This is a genomic window from Mycobacterium yunnanensis (assembly GCF_025823185.1).
Taxonomy (GTDB): domain Bacteria; phylum Actinomycetota; class Actinomycetes; order Mycobacteriales; family Mycobacteriaceae; genus Mycobacterium; species Mycobacterium yunnanensis.
Genome location: NZ_JACKVK010000011.1, coordinates 578,534 through 598,030 on the forward strand (window position 1 = coordinate 578,534; position 19,497 = coordinate 598,030).

The 19,497-nt window shown below is 68.7% G+C and carries 21 protein-coding genes; 8 read left to right on the plus strand and 13 right to left on the minus strand.

Features of this window, described 5'->3' with window-relative positions; all coding sequences use genetic code 11:
* Nucleotide 1: 1 nt before the first annotated feature.
* Genes H7K45_RS22570 through H7K45_RS22580 form a run of 3 tightly spaced genes read right to left on the minus strand, consistent with a single transcriptional unit; the run spans nucleotide 2 to nucleotide 3,391 of the window.
* The gene (locus tag H7K45_RS22570; protein WP_263998200.1) at nucleotides 2-1,678 is read right to left on the minus strand and encodes a ribonuclease J; all 1,677 of its coding nucleotides are present in this window, start codon (nucleotides 1,676-1,678) and stop codon (nucleotides 2-4) included.
* Nucleotides 1,675-2,577, minus strand: coding sequence for a 4-hydroxy-tetrahydrodipicolinate synthase (gene dapA, locus H7K45_RS22575; RefSeq protein WP_263998201.1), 903 nt, complete (start codon nucleotides 2,575-2,577; stop codon nucleotides 1,675-1,677). The genes H7K45_RS22570 and dapA overlap by 4 nt, the downstream gene beginning before the upstream one ends.
* 46 nt (nucleotides 2,578-2,623) lie before the next feature.
* Entirely contained in the window at nucleotides 2,624-3,391 is a 768-nt protein-coding gene (locus H7K45_RS22580) for a FadR/GntR family transcriptional regulator (protein ID WP_263998202.1), read from the minus strand.
* Nucleotides 3,392-3,478: 87 nt separating this feature from the next.
* Here H7K45_RS22580 and H7K45_RS22585 point away from each other — a divergent pair, with 87 nt between their 5' ends.
* The 3 genes from H7K45_RS22585 to H7K45_RS22595 are packed head-to-tail and all read left to right on the plus strand — an operon-like array spanning nucleotide 3,479 to nucleotide 6,386.
* The gene (locus H7K45_RS22585) at nucleotides 3,479-4,378 is read left to right on the plus strand and encodes a proline iminopeptidase-family hydrolase (protein WP_263998203.1); all 900 of its coding nucleotides are present in this window, start codon (nucleotides 3,479-3,481) and stop codon (nucleotides 4,376-4,378) included.
* 8 nt (nucleotides 4,379-4,386) lie between these two features.
* Nucleotides 4,387-5,784 carry an APC family permease gene (locus H7K45_RS22590; RefSeq protein WP_263998204.1) on the plus strand — a complete coding sequence of 466 codons (1,398 nt, stop codon included), beginning with the start codon at nucleotides 4,387-4,389 and terminating at the stop codon, nucleotides 5,782-5,784.
* A gap of 20 nt (nucleotides 5,785-5,804) precedes the next feature.
* Nucleotides 5,805-6,386, plus strand: coding sequence for a tRNA-specific adenosine deaminase (locus H7K45_RS22595; protein ID WP_263998205.1), 582 nt, complete (start codon nucleotides 5,805-5,807; stop codon nucleotides 6,384-6,386).
* 61 nt (nucleotides 6,387-6,447) lie between these two features.
* Here the strand turns inward: H7K45_RS22595 and H7K45_RS22600 are convergent, their stop codons facing one another.
* Genes H7K45_RS22600 through H7K45_RS22610 form a run of 3 tightly spaced genes read right to left on the minus strand, consistent with a single transcriptional unit; the run spans nucleotide 6,448 to nucleotide 8,938 of the window.
* Nucleotides 6,448-7,656, minus strand: a complete 1,209-nt coding sequence (locus H7K45_RS22600; protein ID WP_263998206.1) for a winged helix-turn-helix domain-containing protein — start codon at nucleotides 7,654-7,656, stop codon at nucleotides 6,448-6,450.
* The gene (locus H7K45_RS22605) at nucleotides 7,653-8,141 is read right to left on the minus strand and encodes a dihydrofolate reductase (protein ID WP_263998207.1); all 489 of its coding nucleotides are present in this window, start codon (nucleotides 8,139-8,141) and stop codon (nucleotides 7,653-7,655) included. The genes H7K45_RS22600 and H7K45_RS22605 overlap by 4 nt, the downstream gene beginning before the upstream one ends.
* A complete protein-coding gene (locus H7K45_RS22610) occupies nucleotides 8,138-8,938 on the minus strand; it encodes a thymidylate synthase (RefSeq protein ID WP_263998208.1) in 801 nt (266 codons plus the stop codon). Before H7K45_RS22610 ends, H7K45_RS22605 begins: the two co-directional genes overlap by 4 nt.
* A gap of 108 nt (nucleotides 8,939-9,046) precedes the next feature.
* Between H7K45_RS22610 and H7K45_RS22615 the strand changes: the two genes are divergently transcribed.
* Together H7K45_RS22615 and H7K45_RS22620 are read left to right on the plus strand one after the other, a co-directional pair.
* On the plus strand, nucleotides 9,047-9,787 hold the full coding sequence (locus H7K45_RS22615) for a dienelactone hydrolase family protein (protein ID WP_263998209.1): 741 nt from the start codon (nucleotides 9,047-9,049) through the stop codon (nucleotides 9,785-9,787).
* A 55-nt stretch (nucleotides 9,788-9,842) separates the two neighbouring features.
* Complete coding sequence (locus H7K45_RS22620) at nucleotides 9,843-10,757, plus strand: HpcH/HpaI aldolase/citrate lyase family protein (protein ID WP_263998210.1); 915 nt, start codon at nucleotides 9,843-9,845, stop codon at nucleotides 10,755-10,757.
* On the opposite strand, the gene H7K45_RS22625 is transcribed toward H7K45_RS22620, so the two are convergent.
* The 5 genes from H7K45_RS22625 to H7K45_RS22645 are packed head-to-tail and all read right to left on the minus strand — an operon-like array spanning nucleotide 10,754 to nucleotide 14,429.
* Nucleotides 10,754-11,209 carry a hypothetical protein gene (locus tag H7K45_RS22625; protein WP_263998211.1) on the minus strand — a complete coding sequence of 152 codons (456 nt, stop codon included), beginning with the start codon at nucleotides 11,207-11,209 and terminating at the stop codon, nucleotides 10,754-10,756. The two genes, H7K45_RS22620 and H7K45_RS22625, sit on opposite strands and share 4 nt — an antisense overlap.
* A gap of 59 nt (nucleotides 11,210-11,268) precedes the next feature.
* Nucleotides 11,269-11,670 carry a flavodoxin family protein gene (locus H7K45_RS22630; RefSeq protein WP_263998410.1) on the minus strand — a complete coding sequence of 134 codons (402 nt, stop codon included), beginning with the start codon at nucleotides 11,668-11,670 and terminating at the stop codon, nucleotides 11,269-11,271.
* Between the two features lie 50 nt (nucleotides 11,671-11,720).
* Nucleotides 11,721-12,140: a hypothetical protein gene (locus H7K45_RS22635; RefSeq protein WP_263998412.1), complete on the minus strand. Its 420-nt coding sequence runs from the start codon at nucleotides 12,138-12,140 to the stop codon at nucleotides 11,721-11,723.
* A 50-nt stretch (nucleotides 12,141-12,190) separates the two neighbouring features.
* Nucleotides 12,191-12,925 carry a 4-hydroxy-tetrahydrodipicolinate reductase gene (dapB, locus tag H7K45_RS22640; RefSeq protein ID WP_263998212.1) on the minus strand — a complete coding sequence of 245 codons (735 nt, stop codon included), beginning with the start codon at nucleotides 12,923-12,925 and terminating at the stop codon, nucleotides 12,191-12,193.
* Between the two features lie 28 nt (nucleotides 12,926-12,953).
* Nucleotides 12,954-14,429, minus strand: coding sequence for a PucR family transcriptional regulator (locus H7K45_RS22645; RefSeq protein ID WP_263998213.1), 1,476 nt, complete (start codon nucleotides 14,427-14,429; stop codon nucleotides 12,954-12,956).
* Between the two features lie 134 nt (nucleotides 14,430-14,563).
* Between H7K45_RS22645 and H7K45_RS22650 the strand changes: the two genes are divergently transcribed.
* Nucleotides 14,564-15,985 carry a purine-cytosine permease family protein gene (locus H7K45_RS22650; protein WP_263998214.1) on the plus strand — a complete coding sequence of 474 codons (1,422 nt, stop codon included), beginning with the start codon at nucleotides 14,564-14,566 and terminating at the stop codon, nucleotides 15,983-15,985.
* Complete coding sequence (gene speB, locus H7K45_RS22655; protein ID WP_263998215.1) at nucleotides 15,982-16,929, plus strand: agmatinase; 948 nt, start codon at nucleotides 15,982-15,984, stop codon at nucleotides 16,927-16,929. The genes H7K45_RS22650 and speB overlap by 4 nt, the downstream gene beginning before the upstream one ends.
* Here the strand turns inward: speB and H7K45_RS22660 are convergent.
* Complete coding sequence (locus H7K45_RS22660) at nucleotides 16,893-17,747, minus strand: hypothetical protein (protein ID WP_263998216.1); 855 nt, start codon at nucleotides 17,745-17,747, stop codon at nucleotides 16,893-16,895. The genes speB and H7K45_RS22660 overlap by 37 nt on opposite strands.
* Nucleotides 17,744-18,259, minus strand: coding sequence for an HTH-type transcriptional regulator AldR (gene aldR / locus H7K45_RS22665; protein WP_263998217.1), 516 nt, complete (start codon nucleotides 18,257-18,259; stop codon nucleotides 17,744-17,746). The genes H7K45_RS22660 and aldR overlap by 4 nt, the downstream gene beginning before the upstream one ends.
* A 93-nt stretch (nucleotides 18,260-18,352) precedes the next feature.
* On the opposite strand from aldR, the gene ald reads away from it, so the two are divergent.
* Nucleotides 18,353-19,471: an alanine dehydrogenase gene (ald, locus tag H7K45_RS22670; RefSeq protein WP_263998219.1), complete on the plus strand. Its 1,119-nt coding sequence runs from the start codon at nucleotides 18,353-18,355 to the stop codon at nucleotides 19,469-19,471.
* The last annotated feature ends 26 nt before the right edge of the window (nucleotides 19,472-19,497 follow it).

Here is a 19,497-nt window from a genome sequence, read left to right on the forward strand (position 1 = left end):
ACTAGACCTCGATGACCGTCGGCACGATCATCGGCTGACGCCGGTACTTCTCCCCCACCCATTTGCCGATGGCGCGGCGGGCGGCCTGGGCCAGGCGGGTCGGGTCGGTCACCTTCTCCGCGGCGAGTGACTGCAGGGCCTCCTCGACGAGGCGGGTGACGGGTTCGAGCGCCTTGGGGTCCTCGGAGAATCCGCGCGACTGCAGGTGTACCGGAGCGGCGACCTTCCCGGTGGCCCGGTCCACGGCGATGGTGACGGCGATGAACCCGGACGACAGCACGAGCCGCTCGCCAAGCGTGGCGTCACCCACGTCGCCGGTGACCAGACCGTCGACGAACATCTTGCCGACCGGCACCGCGCCGGAGACCTTGGCCCGGCCCTTGACCAGGTCGACGCTGACGCCGTTCTCGGCCAGCACGATGTTCTCCTCGGGCACACCGGATTTCGCGGCCAGAGCGGCATTGGCGCGCATGTGGCGCCAGGTGCCGTGCACCGGCATGACGTTGCGTGGCCGCACCCCGTTGTAGAGGAACAACAGCTCACCGGCGTACGCGTGACCCGAAACGTGAATGCGCACTTGGGCGTTGGTGACGACGCGGACGCCGATCTTGGCCAACGAATCCAGCACCCCGAAGATGGCCTCCTCGTTGCCTGGGATCTGCGACGAGGACATGATGATCAGATCGCCCTGGGTGAGGGTGATGCTGCGGTGCTCACCGCGCGACATCCGCGACAGCGCCGCCATCGTCTCGCCCTGCGTGCCGGTGGTGACCAGCGTGACCCGCTCGGCCGGCAACATCTCCGCCGCGGCGATGTCCACCACGTCGTCGTCGTCGACGGTGAGGAAGCCCAGATCCTTGGCGATGCCCATGTTGCGCACCATCGACCGGCCGACGAAGGACACCTTGCGCCCCAGCGCCACCGAGGCGTCGATGATCTGTTGCACGCGTGCGACGTTGGAGGCGAAGCACGCGACGATCACGCGACCCTCGGCACCGCGGATCAGCCGGTGCATGTTGGGCCCGATCTCGCTCTCCGACGGGCCGACACCGGGGATCTCCGCATTCGTCGAATCGCACAGGAAGAGGTCCACGCCCGCGTCGCCGAGGCGCGACATGCCGGGCAGGTCGGTGGGCCGACCGTCCAGCGGAAGCTGGTCGAGCTTGATGTCACCGGTGTGCAGCAGCGTGCCGGCCCCGGTGTAGACGGCGATGGCCAGCGCGTCGGGGATCGAATGGTTGACCGCGAAGTACTCGCACTCGAAGACGCCGTGGTTGCTGCTCTGCTTCTCGGCCACCTCGACGAAGACCGGCTTGATGCGGTGCTCGCGACACTTGGCGGCGATCAGCGCCAAGGTGAACTTCGACCCGACGACGGGGATGTCGGGCCGCAGCTTGAGCAGGTGCGGAATGGCTCCGATGTGGTCCTCGTGGGCATGGGTCACCACCAGGGCCTCGATGTCGTCGAGGCGACCCTCGATGTGGCGCAGGTCGGGCAGGATCAGGTCGACGCCGGGTTCGTCGTTGCCGGGGAACAGCACGCCGCAGTCGATGATCAGGAGCCGCCCGAGGTGCTCGAGCACGGTCATGTTGCGGCCGATTTCGCTGATTCCGCCGAGCGCGGTGACCCGCAATCCACCGGGTTCCAGCGGTCCTGGCGGTGTCAGTTCGGCGGTCATCGCAGCACTCCGGCCGTCCGCATGTCCGTCTCCAGCGCCTCGATCTGGGCGTCCGTCGCGGGAACCTGCGGAAGTCGCGGATCCCCGGTGTTGAAGCCCAACGAGCGAAGCCCGGTCTTGGCCATGGTGACGCCGCCGAGCCGATTTTGCGCGTCGTTGAGCGCGCCGAGGCTCACGTGGATCTTGCGCGCCGTCGCCAGGTCACCGGAGGTGAACGCCGACAGCATGTCTCGCAACTGGCTCGCCGCGAAGTGACCCCAGACGCTGATGAAGCCCGTCGCACCCATTGCCAGCCACGGCAGGTTGAGTGCGTCGTCGCCGGAGTAGTACGCCAATCCGGTCTCGGCCATGATCATCGCGCCGCCGTGCAAGTCGCCCTTGGCGTCCTTGATGGCGACGATGTTGGGGTGCGGCGCGATCTGGCGGACCGTGTCCCACTCGATGGGCACCGACGACCGCGGCGGGATGTCGTAGAGCACGTTGGGCAGGGCGGTGGCGTCGGCGACGGCGGTGAAGTGGGCGACGAGCCCGGCTTGCGGCGGCCGTGAGTAGTAGGGCGTGACGACGAGCAGACCGTGGGCGCCCTCGGCCTCGCAGGCCTTGGCCAGGTGCACGCTGTGGGCGGTGTCGTAGGTGCCCGCCCCGGCGACGACCCGGGCGCGGTCCCCCACCGCCTCGAGCACGGCGGCGAGCAACGCCACCTTTTCGGAGTCGGTGGTCGTCGGCGATTCGCCGGTGGTCCCGGAGACCACCAGACCGTCGCACCCGGAGTCCACCAGGTGCTTGGCGAGCTTCTTGGCAACGGCCAAATCGATCGAGCCGTCCGGGCCGAACGGCGTCACCATGGCCGTCAGCACGGTGCCCAAACGGGTGCTGACGTCGAATCCGCTGGTGGTCACGCGGTTGAGATTACCCGCTCGGCATGGACGATCACGATCACCGGGGCTAGTCGTCCAGCACGCCTGCCCGGCGCATCGCCGCGGAGATGAGTTCGAAGTCGATGCCGACGTGGGCGCGGGCCAGCGCGTCGGCGTCGTCGGCACGACCGTCGGCGATCGCGTCGACCAACTCTTCGTGCTCGTGCAGTGAGCGCAACTCCATCTCCCGCATGGTCAGGGGCTCGCCCCACAGGTGCGCCGGTGCGCCGATGCTGACCGAGGCCTCGAGGTCGACGAGGACCTGGGTGAGCACCCCGTTGTGGGCGGTGTCCATGATCGCCAGGTGCAGCGCGCTGTCGGCCTGTTGAGAGGCAAGGCCGGTGTCCGCGGTGCGGTAGGCCTGCAGCGCGTCCCTGAGGCGCTCGACGTCGGCCGCCGTCCTGGCGTCGGCCGCCGCGCGGCACACCGCGCCGTGCAAGCGTGCGATGGCGTCGCACCGGTCGCGCAATTCGCCGAGCCTCATCACCAGCGTGCGTCGCACCGCCGCGGTGGAGGATTCCGGCCATTGGTCGACGACGTAGGAACCCCCGCCACGACCGCGACGGGTCTCGAGCAGCCCGCGGTCGACCAGGCGGGCCAGCGCGGCCCGCACCGTCATGCGTCCCACGCCCAGCGCGGCAGCCAGGTCGCGTTCCACCGGCAGCCGGGCACCCGGCAGATATTCGCCGATCGCGATGGCCGTGACGAGCCGGTCGGTGATCTCGTCGACCCGGGTCGGCATCTCCAGCTGCTGGGCAAGCAAGCCCGACGGCGGCACGGCGGCATCCTCGGCCATCGGTGCGCTCCCCCCGTCGATACGCGAAATGTTAATTCCCCTCGATTGGTCTTGCAGCGAGACCATTGTGGGTCCATGCTGAGCGCCATGTCCGTCCAGACCCGCATGGTGCCCTTCCTCGACGGCGAGACCTGGGTTCAGGTCACCAGCCCCGAGCACCCGCGTCCCGACACCCTCCCCCTGTTCGTCTTGCACGGCGGGCCGGGGATGGCGCACGACTACGTGCGCAACATCGCCGAACTGGCCGACGAGACCGGCCGCGTCGTCGTCCACTACGACCAGATTGGTTGTGGCCGTAGCACGCATCTGCCCGACGCACCGCGTGACTTCTGGACACCCGCATTGTTCGTCGGCGAGTTCCACACCGTGCGAGAGGCCTTGGGCGTCGAGAGCTATCACGTTCTCGGCCAATCCTGGGGCGGCATGTTGGGCGCCGAGATCGCCGTACGCCGGCCAACGGGCCTGGCGTCGTTGTCGATCTGCAATTCACCGGCCTCGATGGAGTTGTGGATGGCCGCCGCCGCCCTGCTGCGCTCCGAACTGCCCGAGGACACCCAGCAGGCACTCGACCGCCACGAGGCGGACGGCACGGTCACCGACCCGGAGTACCTCGCCGCGACGCAGGAGTTCTACCGCCGGCACGTCTGCCGAGTCGAACCCACGCCCCAGGACTTCCTCGACAGCGAAGCCCAGATGGAGGCCGAGCCCACGGTGTACCACACCATGAACGGCCCCAACGAGTTCCACGTTCTCGGGACACTCAAGTCGTGGACGGTCGAAGACCGACTGCCCCAGATCACCGTCCCCACGCTGGTAGTGGCCGGCGAATTCGACGAGGCCACACCCGCGACGTGGAAACCGTTCGTCGAACGGATCCCCGACGCACGCCAACACGTCTTCCCCGGCGCCAGCCACTGCACGCACCTGGAACAGCCGGCCGAATTCCGGGCCGTCATCGCCGCCTTCCTCACCGAACACGACCGATAGGAACCCTCGTGGTCAACCCCGACACCCAGCCCGCACAGGGCCAGCGCACCCTCGAATCGTTCGGCTACACCCAGGAACTCAACCGCTCGGTCTCGACGGTGGACCTGCTGGTGTACGGACTGGTGTTCATGGTGCCCATCGCCCCGTGGGCGATCTTCGGCACCGTGTACAACAGCGCATCGGGCATGGTGCCGCTGGTCTACCTCATCGGTCTGATCGCGATGATCTTCACCGCTCTGGCCTACTCGCAGATGGCCAAGTCGTTCCCGCTGGCGGGCTCGGTGTTCTCCTACGTCGGCCGCGGCATCCATCCCAGCGTCGGCTTCTTCGCCGGATGGGCGATCCTGCTGGACTACCTGCTGGTGCCGACGCTGCTGTACGTCTTCGCCGCCGAGTCGATGGTGGGGCTGTTTCCCGGCAGCCCCCGCTGGGTGTGGGCCATCGTGTTCGTCATCGTCAACACGATCATCAACCTCGCCGGCATCAGTCTGCTGAAGTTCGCCAACCGGGTGTTCCTGGCGATCGAACTCGTCTTCGTCGTGGTGTTCGTCGTCATCGCCGTGCGGGCGATCAACGGGCAGACGCTGCCCAACGTCGGCTGGAGCACCCTGCCGATCTGGGACTCCAGCACCGTGACCGCCCCGCTGATCGCGACCGCGCTGTCGATCGCGGTGCTCAGCTTCCTTGGCTTCGACGGCATTTCGACGCTGGCCGAGGAGTCGACGGGGCGCAAGAACCCCGCCGGTCGGGCGATGATCATCGCGCTGTTCGTGGTCGCGTTCCTGTTCATCACCCAGACGTGGCTGGCCAGCCTGCTGGCCGGCGGCCGCGAGTCGTTCAGCGACGACGAGGCCGGCAACGCCTTCTTCACCTTGGTGCAGGCCGCGTCCAACACGGGCTGGATGAACGCATTCTTCGCCGTCAACGTGATGGCGGTGGGATTTGCGAACGCGATGGCCGCCCAGGCTGCGACGAGCCGGCTGCTGTTCTCGATGAGCCGTGACGGCCAGCTGCCCAGCTTCCTGTCGAAGATCAGCGCCCGCAAGGTCCCCATCGCGGCGATCCTGGTGGTGAGCGCGCTGAGCCTGGTGCTGGTGCTGTTCTTCGTCGGCCAGATCGGCCTCATCTCCTCGCTGGTCAACTTCGGCGCCCTGTTCGGGTTCTGCCTGCTGCACGTGTCGGTGGTCTGGTACTACGTGGTCAAGCAGAAGTCGAAGAACTACCTGCTGCATCTGGTCGTGCCGACGCTGGGCTTCCTCATCATCGGGTACGTGTTGTTCAACGCCGACTCGCTGGCCAAGATCGGCGGCCTGGTGTGGCTGGTGATCGGCGCAATCGTGTTCGGTGTCAACGTCTTCCGCGGCAAGGGGGTACCGGAGTTGGCCGAGGAGAGCGCGACCCACTGAGTTCTGGCCTAGGGTGAGCCATGCCAACCATCGCCGCACGCCTGCTCGCCGTCGTCGACGAGGACATCCTGCCCCTGACCGAGCGGGGTGTCGCGGCGGGCAACAAGGTGTTCGGAGCGGCAATACTGCGCAAGTCGGATCTGTCGCTGGTGCTGGCCGGCACCAACGACGAGACCGACAATCCCCTGCTACACGGTGAGATCAACACGCTCAACCAGTTCTACGCGCTCACCGAGCGGCCACCCACGTCCGAGCTGGTGTTCCTCACCACCCACGAGCCGTGCACGCTGTGCATGTCGGCGATCACCTGGGCGGGGTTCGACAACTACTACTACCTGTACAGCCACGAGGATTCCCGGGACAGCTTCGCGATTCCCCACGACCTGAGAATCCTCAAGGAGGTCTTCGGTCTGGAGCCCGGCGGCTACCGGCGGTCCAACGCGTTCTGGACGGCGTACGCGCTGGCCGACCTCGTCGAATCCGAAGACGAGCCGCTGCGGTCGGAGCTGCGGGCGCAGTCCGACCGGATCAAGGCCCGCTACGCCGCGTTGTCGGATCAGTACCAAGAAACCAAGGGCGACAACGACATTCCGCTCAACTGACCGACGCACGGGCGGCGCCGAGTGTGGGCCCTATGGCGGGAACCGGGTCGAATTGCCGCCGTCATCCACACGCTCGACGGAGCGGCTCGACCAGGTTTCCACGCTCGCCCACCACGACGTCGTCGAGCTCCAACCACGTTGCCATGGTGCGTAACTCGGTCGACATCGCCTCGGCCACCCGGCCCGGATCACGACCGGGCTCGGCGAACGCCCCCACCGCGTACAACGCCCCCCTGGCCCGGTCGGCCTTGAGGTCCACCCGGCCGACCAGCTCGCCGTCGAGCATGAACGGCCACACGTAGTACCCGAATTGGCGCTTGGGTTCCGGAACGTAGATCTCGATGCGGTAGTGGAAGTCGAACAGCCGCTCGACGCGCGGCCGAAAGAAGATCAGCGGGTCGAACGGGCACAGCAGCGCCGTCCCCCGGTTCACCCGCGGCACGGTCTGGCCCGCCCGCAGGTAGGCAGGCGCATTCCACCCCTGCACCTCGACCGCTTCCAGCTCGCCCTCGGCGACCAGGTCGGCGATCACCGGCTTGGCCTGTCCGGCACCCAGCCGGAAGTAGTCCCGGATGTCGGTCTCGGTGCCCACCCCGAGCGCGGACGCCGAGCGCAGCACCAGCGCCCGCACCGCGTCGTCGTCCGCAACCTCCCTGGCGAACACCTCCGGCGGCAGCACCCGCTCGCTGAGGTCGTAGTGCCTGGCGAACCCCACCCGGGTCGCCGTCGTCAGCGTGCCCGAGGCGAACAGCGCCTCGGCCACCCACTTGGTGTCGCTGCGATCCCACCACGGGCCCTTGCGCCCGCGGGGCTCCGCCGCCAGGTGGGCTTCGATCTGACCGGCCGTCGACGGGCCCAGCTCGGCGACCGCGGCGACGACGTCGGCGGCCAGCTGCCGGTTCTTGCGGACGATCTCCTTGCCCCACCTGCCGTCGGCGCATTCGCGCATGCGCCACCGCAACAGCGGCCAGTCGTCGACCGCCACCAGCGCCGCCTCGTGAGCCCAGTACTCGACCAGCAGGCGCGGCGAGCGAGCGGAGTGACTCCACGCCGCACGCTCCAGCAGGCCGCGGTCATATGGTCCGAGGCGGCTGAAGATCGGCGCGTAGTGTGCCCGGACGGCCACCGACACCGAATCCAGTTGCAACACCTGGATTCGGGACACCAGACGCTTGAGGTGGGCCCGGGTCACCGCGCCGGTGGGGGTGGGCTCGGCGAACCCCTGGGCGGCCACGGCGATCCGGCGCGCCTGCCCGCTGGTGAGCCTCATGCCCGGACGTAGCTGGAGAATCGGTATCGCAGCCCCGAGGTGCTGGTGAGCCATTCACCGTCGGTGCCCTTCCACGCCTCGTCGAGCACCGGCGCGACGGCGTCCTCGTCGTCGCGGGTGAGGTCCACGTCGACCTCGGTGACCTCGCAGCGGTCCGCCGACGCGAGCGCCACTGCGTAGATCTGCGCGCCGCCGATCACCCACACGTCGCCGTCACCGAGCGCCTCCTCGACGCCGGCGACGACCGTCGCGCCCTCGGCGGCGTATCCGGTGTCCCGGCTGACGACGACGTTGCGTCGTCCCGGCAGGGGACGCACCTTCGCAGGCAGGGACTCCCACGTCAGCCGGCCCATCACCACCGTGTGGTCCAGCGTGAGTTCCTTGAAGCGGGCCTGGTCCTCGGGCAGCCGCCACGGGATGCCGCCGTCGCGCCCGATGACGCCGGAGGTCGACTGCGCCCAGATGAGACCGACGCGTCGGCTCATACCGCCACCGGGGCCTTGATCCCCGGATGCGGATCGTAGTCCACGATCGCGACGTCCTCGTAGGTGTAGTCGAAGATCGAATTCCGCGGCGCCAGAACGAGTTCCGGGTACGGGCGTGGGTCGCGGCTGAGCTGCAGCCGGACCTGGTCGACGTGGTTGTCGTAGACGTGGCAGTCCCCGCCGGTCCACACGAACTCCCCCACCTCGAGACCGGCCTGAGCGGCCATCATGTGGGTCAGCAGCGCGTAGCTGGCGATGTTGAACGGCACGCCGAGGAAGAGGTCCGCGCTGCGCTGGTAGAGCTGGCAGGAGAGCCTTCCGTCGGCGACGTAGAACTGGAAGAACGCATGGCACGGTGGCAGCGCCATCTGCGGGATCTCACCGACGTTCCAGGCCGAGACGATGTTGCGCCGGCTGTCCGGGTCGCGCTTGAGCAGTTCCAGGGCGGCGCTGATCTGGTCGACGTGTTCACCCGACGGCGTCGGCCACGACCGCCACTGCACGCCGTAGACCGGACCGAGTTCACCTGTCGGACTGGCCCATTCATCCCAGATCGTCACACCGTGCTCCTGCAACCAGCGCACGTTGGAGTCGCCGCGCAGGAACCACAGCAGTTCGTAGACCACCGACTTGAGGTGCACCTTCTTGGTGGTGATCAACGGAAAGCCGGCAGCTAGGTCGTAGCGCAACTGGTGGCCGAACAGGCTGCGCGTACCCGTCCCCGTGCGGTCGGACTTGGGCGTCCCGGTCTCCAACACCAGTCGCAACAAATCCTCGTACGGGGTGGGGATTGGCACGGGGTCAGCTTACGACGAGGCCCCGACAAGGGGCGCCACTCGGGCGGCGAGTCACCCGCACGCCGTCTCGGCGGGCCACGGTCGGCGACGGGGAGTAGAACGGAACCCATGCCGACGATCACCGACACCATCACCACCCACGACGGAACGTGTCCGGTCACCCTGGCGACACCCGACGGCGACGGGCCGTGGCCGGGGGTCGTGATGTACCCCGACGCCGGCAGCCGCCGCCCGGTGTTCGACCAGATGGCCCAGAAACTGGCCGACTACGGCTACGCCGTGCTGGTCCCCGACGTGTACTACCGCCAGGGCGAGTACGCCCCCTTCGACCTGAACACCGCGTTCAGCGATCCCGACGAGCGCGCCAGGGTGATGTCGATGATGAGCAGCGTCACCCCCGACAAGATGGCCGACGACGCGGTGGCGTTCTTCGACTACCTCGAATCGCGACCCGAGGTCAGCGGTACGCGCTTCGGCACGACGGGGTACTGCATGGGCGGACGTACCTCTCTGGTCGTCGCCGGTCGGGTACCTCAGCGGGTGGCTGCGGCGATGTCGTTCCACGGGGGCGGTCTGGCCTCCGACGATCCGGGCAGCCCACACCTCCTGGCCGACCAGATCACCGCAGCGGTGTACGTCGCCGGCGCCGAGGACGACGGCTCGTTCACCCCCGAGCAGGCCGAGACCCTGGACAAGGCCCTGACGGCCGCGGGTGTCGAGCACACCATCGAGACCTATCCCGCCGCACACGGATTCGCCGTGTCCGACCACGAGGCGGTCTACGACCCCGACGCCGCCCAACGGCACTGGCAGGCAATGGAGCGCTTCTTCGGGGAGAAGCTGGGCTAGGGCCTCGCGAGGGGCCCGTTGTGCCCCGTCTGGTGCCGTAGGCCACCATTGACGCGTGTACGACCAAGCCCCCGCCGACACCGATCCCTCCGACCCGGGGTTCCGCATCGACCCCGTTCTCGCGAGGAGTTGGCTGCTGGTCAACGGTGCACAGCCCGACCGGTTCGCCCCGGCCGCCCACTCGCGCGCCGACATCGTGGTCCTCGACATCGAAGACGCCGTCGCGCCGAAGGACAAGGACGTCGCCCGCGACAACGTGCACACCTGGCTGACCTCGGGGAATGACGACTGGGTGCGCGTCAACGGGTTCGGGACCCGGTGGTGGGCCGACGACCTGGAGATGCTGGCCGGCACGTCCGTCGGTGGGGTCATGCTGGCGATGGTCGAGAGCGTCGACCATGTCATCGAGACCGCCAAGCGCCTCCCGAACGTCCCGATCGTCGCGCTCGTCGAAACCGCGAGGGGGTTGGAGCGCATCACCGAGATCGCCGCGACCAAGGGCACGTTCCGGCTCGCGTTCGGCATCGGCGACTTCCGCCGCGACACCGGCTTCGGCGACAATCCCGCCACGCTGGCCTACGCCCGGTCGCGTTTCACCATCGCGGCCAAGGCAGCTCACCTGCCCAGCGCAATCGACGGTCCGACCATCGGATCGAGCGCGCTCAAGCTCATCGAGGCCAGCGCCGTGTCGGTCGAGTTCGGCATGACCGGCAAGATTTGCCTGACTCCGGATCAGTGCCCCGCCGTGAACGAGGGACTGTCGCCGTCACAGGACGAAATCAGTTGGGCGACGGAATTCTTCGCCGAATTCCAGCGTGACGGCGGCGAGATCCGCAACGGCTCGGACCTACCCAGGATCGCGCGGGCCACCAAGATCCTCGACCTGGCCAAGGCCTACGGCATCCACACCTCCGAGTACGGCGACGAACCCGACCATGCCCCGGCGCCGTCGGACACCTACCACTTCTAGTCGGTCCGGTCGCGGTGTCGCACCAGCGCCAGCAGGGCGCGGACGACTCCACGTCCGGCGTACAGCGCGGCGATGATCGACACCACGATCATCACGACGAACATGAGCAGCCAGTTGGCGCGGCTGTGGCTCACGTTCCACCAGACGACGGTGAACAGCACCGCGCAGACGAACACCACGATGTCGCGCCAGTTTCCCCGGTAGGACTGGGCGACCTCCAACAGCGACCGGTTCTTGTCGACCGCGGCGATCAGGTCGTCGACCCGGAGGTCGATGACGCGTTGCAGTTCGGCGCGCCGCTCGACTTGATCGGGCGGCAGCCGTTCCAGCAGATCCATGTCCTGCTTGATCATTCCGCGGACGTCGGGCGCACGCAGGTTGCCCGCCACGATGCCGAGGAGTGCGCCACCGGCGATCGGCGCTCCGGCGAGGGCGAAATCGGCGATCCCCATGGGTCCTCTCCTCCGTCAGGCCATGAGCGTAACGGCCGGCGCGGCCCGGTCGGGTCGGATCAGGGCGTCAACTGGGCGGCCACCGTCGCGCCCAAATTCCAGCACGCCTCGAGGTCAGCCTTCGTCGGTCGGCCCGAAACCACCACGTAGTCAGTGGCTTTGACCCAGCCCAGGCCGGTGGTGATGGCCGTGACACCTCGTTCGGCGCCCTCGGTGCCCTCGTTGCCGTGCACGTAGAGGCCGAACGGGCGGCCGCGCGTGGTGTCCAGGCATGGGTAGTAGCAGACGTCGAACGCGTGCTTGAGCGCACCGCTCATGTAGCCCAGGTTGGCGGGGGTGCCCAACACGTACCCGTCCGCGGCGAGCACGTCGGCTGGCGACACCGTCAGCGCCGGCCGTCGCACCACCTCCACGCCCTCGATCTCGGGTGTGGTGGCTCCGGCCAGCACGGCTTCCAGCATCTCCTGGCAATGAGGCGACGGCGTGTGGTGCAGGATCAGCAGCGTCGCGCTCAACGCTGCTGCTCCTGCATGGCGACGGCCTTGCGCATCGTCTCCCTGGCGCGGGTGCGGTCACCGGCGTAGTCGTAGGCGCGGGCCAGGCGGTACCACCGCACCCAGTCCTCGGGGTGGTCCTCGATCTCGGTGCGCACGCTGTCGAACAGCCGGTCGGCGGCGGCGCGGTCGATGCGGCCCGACGGCCGCCGCGGCAGCGCGTCGACGTCGAGTTCCATGCCCCGCTCCTTGGCGAGGCGCGCGAGCCGCTGGTGCGCGAACCCGGCGCGCAGGGTCGCGACCATGGCCCACAGACCCACCACCGGCAGCAGGAAGATCGCGACGCCGAGACCGATCGCCGCGGGACGACCCGACGCGACCAGCAGCACTCCGGCGCGGCCCAACAGCACGAAGTACACCAGCATCGCCAGGCACATGAAGCCGATGAGCAGCTGGATGCGCAGCGCCCGTGAGCCCTCGTTCTTCGTCACAATCCCATGAGGGGTTCGATCCCCACCGTCAACCCCGGATGGTCGGCGACGTTGCGCACACCGAGCAGCACCCCCGGCACGAACGACGTGCGGTCCAGGCTGTCGTGGCGAATGGTCAGCGTCTCCCCCATGGTGCCGAACAGCACCTCTTGATGGGCGACGAGCCCGGCGAGCCGAACCGAGTGCACCCGCACCCCGTCGACGTCGGCGCCGCGGGCACCGTCGATGCCGGTGCTGGTGGCATCGGGGCTGGGCGGCAAGCCCTTTCGCGCCTCGGCGATCATCTGCGCGGTCCGGGTCGCGGTGCCCGAGGGCGCGTCGGCCTTGTGCGGGTGGTGCAGCTCGACGACCTCCGCGGACTCGAAGAAGCGGGCGGCCTGCCGCGCGAATTCCATCGACAGGACCGCACCGATCGCAAAGTTGGGTGCAATGAGCACCGAGACGCCCGGCGCGGCCTCGAGCCACGATCGCACCTGCGCAAGCCGGTCGTCGGTGAACCCGGTGGTGCCGACGACGGCGTGGATGCCCGCGCCAATGAGGAACTCGAGATTGCCCATCACGACGTCGGGGTGGGTGAAGTCGACGACGACCTCGGTTTGGTCGTCGGTGAACAGCGTCAGGGGTTCACCGGCGTCGACGCCGACGGTGAACGTCAGGTCGTCGGCTGCGTCGACCGCATCCACGATCGTCGCCCCGACCTTGCCCTTGGCACCCAGCACTCCCACACGCATGGGGGCAGCCTACTTTGCGGCAGTGCCCTCAGCGGGGCAGGGCGGCCCTGGCCTTGAGGGCCAACCACAGCTCCATCCGGTCCTCGCCGTCGTCGAGGCGGCGGCCGGTCAACGCCGCTATTCGGTCAATTCGATTGCGAACGGTGTTGCGGTGCAACGACAATCGCTGCGCAGCCGGATCCCACGCGCCGTTGACCCGCAGCCACTGGTCCAGGGTGCGCAACGACTCCAGCCGGTCGCGGGGGTCGAGGTGATCGAGCGGAGCCAGCACGGCGTCGGCGAACCCGCGCACGACCTCCGGCGGACCCAACGACAGCAGCAGCGACACCGTCTCGCCTTCGCTGGCGCTGACCACGCGACCGAGTTGCTCGCTGATCGGCAGCAGCGAACGCGCCTGCATCGCCGAGACCGCCAGCGTCTCCGGTGCGGTCACCGCGCCGATGCCCGCGGGCCGCCCGTCGGCGTGCGCCGCCACCGCCTTGGCCAGCGCCGCCGGATCGCAGTACGCCACCTCCACCGTGGCCCCATGCACCCGGACCAGCGCACCGTCCAGGCCCAGGTGCACGCGAAACGCCAGCGCATCCGGGTCGTCGGCCGAGATCACCGCGACCTGGAGGAACTCGCCGGTCAGCCCGATACTCGCCGAGAGATGTTGGGCTCGTTCACGTTTGATTCCTGGCCGCAGCAGCTGGGTCAGCACCTGGCCGCGTCTGCGCCACTCGGTCTGGTCGGACAGGTTGCGCCGCTCGACGTCCAGCGCGATCAGGGAGACCAGGACCGTCGAGGAGTTGCGCGACGTCGCATCCATGTCGGCACGGAGCACCACGTACGCCAAGGGGACGTCGGCACCAACGGCGTGCACTTCGACCTCGCCGACCATCGCCCAGCTACCGCGGCCCGCGCGTGGATCGAACGGGGCTCGGCAGGCGCGGTCGACGAAGGCGGGGTCCGCGGTCGACGTCGCCGCCAGCAGACGCCCGCGGCCGTCGCAGACGACGCAGGGCGTGTCGCTGGCCGCCGACCACGCCGACACCAGCGCGGCCAAGGGTGCGGCGTTGGTGGCGACCGCGGTCAGCGTGCGATTGATCTCCATCGCCGTCTGCAGATCGTGACGCTCCTGGGCGGCGATCGTCTCGAAGACCCACTTGGTGACGGCGATGAACGGCGTCTCGTCGGGCACCACGAGCAGCGGCACGCCGACCTCCTCGGCCGCCTGCCGCAGCTCGTCGGGGCAGTCCACATAGGGCAGGCCGTGCCCCACTCCCAGGGCCACACCCGCGACGCCGGCTGCGTCGCACTCCGAGAGGTAGTCCTGGCAGCGCGGCACGGTCATCGGCAACAGGAGGCCGACCGTCATGAGCAGTTCGCCGCCGCGCAACCAGTCGCGCGGGGCCACCAGCTCCGACACGTGGGCGGAGGTGACGCGACGGCCCAGCCCGGTCGATCCGGCCACGACGTGGAGGTTCAGGGTGGGATCGGCGACGACGTCGGCGACGGTGATCACGTCCCACCTCCCCGTTGTGCAATTCGCCCAATGGTAATGGACACATTGGCCAAATCGGCCATGGCGAACGTCCGTCCGGGGGCGCAGGGTGACGTGCAACACCGTCCACTCCACCAACGCTGCGGGAGCCACCCATGTCGTTCACCTCCCCCGGGGCCACCGAGAGCCGCACGGGATCGATGATCGAGACCAGGTCCATCGACTACGTGCCCGACGACGAACGCCACGGCAAGGTGTCCCACCAAGGCCCGTTCTGGTTCGTCGGCAACTTTCAGCCCTTCACCCTCGCACTTGGATTCGTCGGTCCCAGCCTCGGCCTGTCCCTGATGTGGACGATCGTCGCCGGGCTCGCCGGCATCGCCTTCGGCACGCTGTTCATGGCATTCCACGCCACCCAGGGGCCGGTGCTGGGGCTGCCCCAGATGATCCAGTCCCGCGCCCAGTTCGGGTACCGCGGCGTGCTGCTCCCCCTGATCGGCACCCTGTTCACGTTCGTCGGCTTCAACGTCGTCGACGTCGTGATCATCAAGTCGGGTCTGGAATCCATCTTCGGCTGGAATCCCGTCGTGGTGGCAGTGGTCATCACCGTCATCGCCGCGCTGGTCGCCATCTTCGGACACGACCTGCTGCACAAGAGCTTTCGCGTACTCTTCTGGATCTCACTCCCGCTGTGGATCGTGCTGACGTGCGGCGTGCTGTTCGGCGGCGTGACCGGAACCGCCACCACCACGGGCGGTTTCACGTTCGTCGCGTTCCTGGTCCAGTTCAGCGTGGCGGCCTCCTACAACATCACCTACGCCCCGTACGTGTCCGACTACAGCCGTTACCTGCCGCGCGACACCAAGCCGTCCGCGATCATCGGTTCGGTCTTCGTCGGCGCCGCCGCGTCACCGGCCTGGCTGATCCCCCTTGGCGCGTGGATGGCCACCTACCTCGGCGCCAGCGACGCGCTGGCGGGCATCAACCAGACCGGCAACGACGTCTTCCCCTACCTGGGCAGCGTGCTGGCCGTCGTCTCCACCTTGGTGCTGGTGGCCACGATGGGACTGAACGCCTACAGCGGAATGCTCACGGTCGTCACGGGTCTGGACTCACTGAAGTCGGTCACCCCGACGCGCAACCTGCGGGTGGTCACCATCCTGGTGCTCGCGGTCGCCTGGCTGGTGATGAGCTTGCTGCTGTCCGACGCGACCACCGCGCTCAACACCACGCTGCTGATCATGCTGTACCTGCTCGCCCCCTGGACCGCGGTGAACCTGACCGACTACTTCTTCGTTCGCCGCGGCCACTACGCGATCGCAGACCTGTTCACGCCCAACGGAATCTATGGAGCCTGGTCGTGGCGCGGGCTGGTGGCCTTCACCGCAGGCGTCCTGGCCGAGATCCCCTTCGTCGACCTGCCGTTCTTCGTGGGACCCGCCGCCACCGCACTCGGCGAGGTCGACGTCGCGTTCATCGTCGGCCTGCTGGTGTCCGGCGTGGTCTACATCGCCGTCACCCGATCGCTGGACGTCTCCGGCGAACTCGCATCCGTCGACTCCAAGGAGATCTCGTGACCGACCGCACCGTCATCGGGCCCCCCGACGCCAGCCGCGTCCCCCGCTACACCGAGCCGGCGACCTTCGCTCGACTGCCCCGCCTCGACCAGGTGACCGATGCCGACGTGTGCATCGTCGGGATCCCGTTCGACAGTGGCGTGTCCTACCGGCCCGGCGCTCGCTTCGGCCCCGGCCATGTGCGGGCGGCCTCGAAGTTGTTGCGGCCCTACAATCCCGCCCTGGACGTCTCGCCGTTCGCCAACCAACAGGTCGCCGACTGCGGTGACATCGCCGTCAACCCCTTCGACATCGAGGATGCGGTCGCCACGATCGACTCGTCGATGACCGACCTGCGCAAGCACGGGTCGACGGTGCTCACCATCGGCGGTGATCACACCATCGCGCTGCCCATCCTGCGCTCGCTCGCCCGCGACCATGGGCCGATCGCCGTGCTGCACTTCGACGCCCACCTCGACACCTGGGACACCTACTTCGGCGCGCCCTACACGCACGGCACACCGTTTCGGCGGGCCAGCGAGGAGGGCCTGATCGACATGGAGCGCTCCCAGCACATCGGCATCCGCGGACCGCTGTACGGCAAGCAGGACCTCGAGGACGACGCCGTGCTGGGATTTCAGGTGATCCGTTCCGACGACTTCCAATTCGACGGGGTGAAGAGCATCGTCGACCGCATGCGGGCCCGCCTCGACGGTGGCCCGGTGTACGTCTCGGTCGACATCGACGTCCTCGACCCCGCCCACGCGCCGGGAACCGGGACACCGGAGGCCGGCGGCATGACCTCGCGCGAGCTGTTGAACACGCTGCGTGGGCTCGTCGGGCTGAACGTGGTCGGCGCGGACATCGTGGAAGTGGCCCCGGCCTACGACCACGCCGAGATCACGGGCATCGCCGCCGCGCACGTCGGTTACGAGCTGTTGTCGGTGCTGGCCGCCAACCGCTGACAGTCGGCCTCGGCGCCGTCGAGTGCAGTGGCCGCGGCGGTGACCCGCTCGGCCACGTCGGCGGCGGTCCGCGTGGCCGACTCAAGCGCCTCGTCGGCGGCCTCGAGCGCCTGTTCGGCGGCATCCAGCGATTCCAGGAGCTTCTCGTAACGACGGCGGGCCGTGGCGAGCGTCGCGGTTCGCTGCGACACTTCCTCGACCGCCGCGTCGCGTGCCGACTCGGCGGCCTCGAGCTCCGCGGCCGCCCTGGACCGACGCTCCTTGGCCTCGGCGACCTCGGCGCCCCGGTCGGGGTTCTTCGGAGCCTTCTGCGTGCGTGCGGGTGTCGGCCCCACGGCGGTGACCGTGCCGAATTCCCCGAAGCCCGACCACCTCTCGGCCTTCTCGAGGCGACCCAGCCGCGCCGCGACATCCGCGTCGGCGACGGCGGCCTGCAGCGTGCCCACGACGTCGTCACGCAGCGCAGCCGTCGGGTGCGCGACGCCGGCCGCGGCGAAGCCCGTGCGCACCAGCTCCTCGAGCAGCCGACGTTGTGCCGCCGACGCCTCGCGAATCCCGTTGCCGTCCATGGCCGCGTGGGCGGCGCGCAGCCGGCTGGACAGTTCGCCGAGTCTGTCCCTGGCGGTGGGGTCGGCCCGGACCAACGCGTTGACCACCCAGGCGGCGGCCGTCGGGCGCCGAGCGGCGCCGATCACCTTGGCACCCTTGGTGTCTCCGCGCTTCTTGGCTGCGGCCACCAGCTGCGTGCGCAATTCGGTGAACTCGGCCGGGTCGACGCCGTAGAGCCGGTCGAGGTCTTCTGCCTGCCCGCCGGTCACAGCGGCGACGCCCCCCGCAAGTGCTCGAAGATCAGCGACGTCTGAGTGCCCGCCACGTCGGCGTCGGAGTTCAAATTCTCCACGACGAAGGACCGCAGGTCGTCGGTGTCGCGCGCGGCCACGTGCAGCAGGAAGTCGTCGGCCCCGGCCAGGAAGTAGACGTCCATCACCTGCGGTCGGGTACGGATGTTCTGGATGAATGCGCCGATCTTGCCGCGGGCGTTGGCTTGCAGGCTGACCGAGACCATCGCCTGCAGGGGCAGCCCGATCGAGCCCGGGTCGATGTCGGCGTGGAAACCGCGGATGACGCCGATCTCCTGCAGGCGCCGCACCCGTCCGTGACAGGTCGACGGGGCGATGCCGACGAGGTCGGCCAGCGCGGTGTTCGACATCCTCGCGTCACGGTGCAGCGCGGTCAACAGACGCCGGTCGGTGGCATCGAGCTCGACGGGGCGAACATTCTTCGACGGCTCCGGGGCCGAAGGGACCATCTTCGAAGATCGTTCTGCCATGAGCCGACTTTATCGAATCTCCCGCGAATGCGTTGCCATGTATTCGCACGTTCTTCACAATTCAACCAACAGGTGTCGACCCAAGGAGCTGTCATGCGCGTCGGAGTCCCGACTGAGATCAAGAACAACGAGTACCGGGTGGCGATCACCCCGGCCGGGGTGGCCGAACTGAGCCGTCGCGGTCACGACGTACTCGTCCAGGCCGGTGCCGGCGAGGGCTCGGCGATCTCGGACACCGACTTCAAGGCCGCCGGCGCGCAGATCGTCGACGGAGCCGACCAGGTCTGGGCCGAGGCCGACCTGCTGCTCAAGGTCAAGGAGCCCATCGAGGCCGAGTACGGCCGCATGCGCAAGGGCCAGACGCTGTTCACCTACCTGCACCTCGCCGCGTCGCGGCCGTGCACCGACGCGCTGATGGCGTCGGGCACCACGTCGATCGCCTACGAGACGGTGCAGACCGCCGACGGAGCGCTGCCGCTGCTGGCCCCCATGAGCGAGGTCGCGGGCCGGCTGTCGGCTCAGGTTGGCGCGTACCACCTGATGCGCACCCAGGGCGGCCGCGGCGTCCTGATGGGCGGCGTGCCCGGTGTCGCGCCGGCCGAGGTCGTCGTCGTCGGCGGCGGCGTCGCCGGGTACAACGCGGCCCGCGTCGCCAAGGGCATGGGCGCGCACGTCACCGTGTTCGACCTCAACGTCAACACGCTGCGCAAGATCGACAACGAGAACGGCGGTGGCATCGAGACGCGCTACTCGTCGTCACTGGAACTGGAGGAGGCCGTCAAGCAGGCCGACCTGGTCATCGGCGCAGTGCTGATCCCGGGCGCCAAGGCGCCCAAGCTGGTCACCAACTCGACCGTCGCGGGCATGAAGTCCGGTGCCGTACTGGTCGACATCGCAATCGACCAGGGTGGCTGCTTCGAGGACTCCAAGCCCACCACCCACGACGACCCCACCTTCGCCGTGCACGACACGGTGTTCTACTGCGTGGCCAACATGCCAGGCGCCGTTCCGCGCACGTCGACCTTCGCCCTGACCAACGCGACGATGCCGTACGTGGTCAAGCTGGCCGACAAGGGCTGGAGGGCCGCCTGTGCCGCCGACTCGGCCCTGGCCAAGGGGCTGTCGACTCACGAGGGCGCGCTGGTCTCCGAGCAGGTCGCGGCCGATCTGGGCCTGCCGTTCACCGATCCGGCCGGGCTGCTGCTGGTCTAGGGCGCTGGCACCCTCCGTGGCCCGAC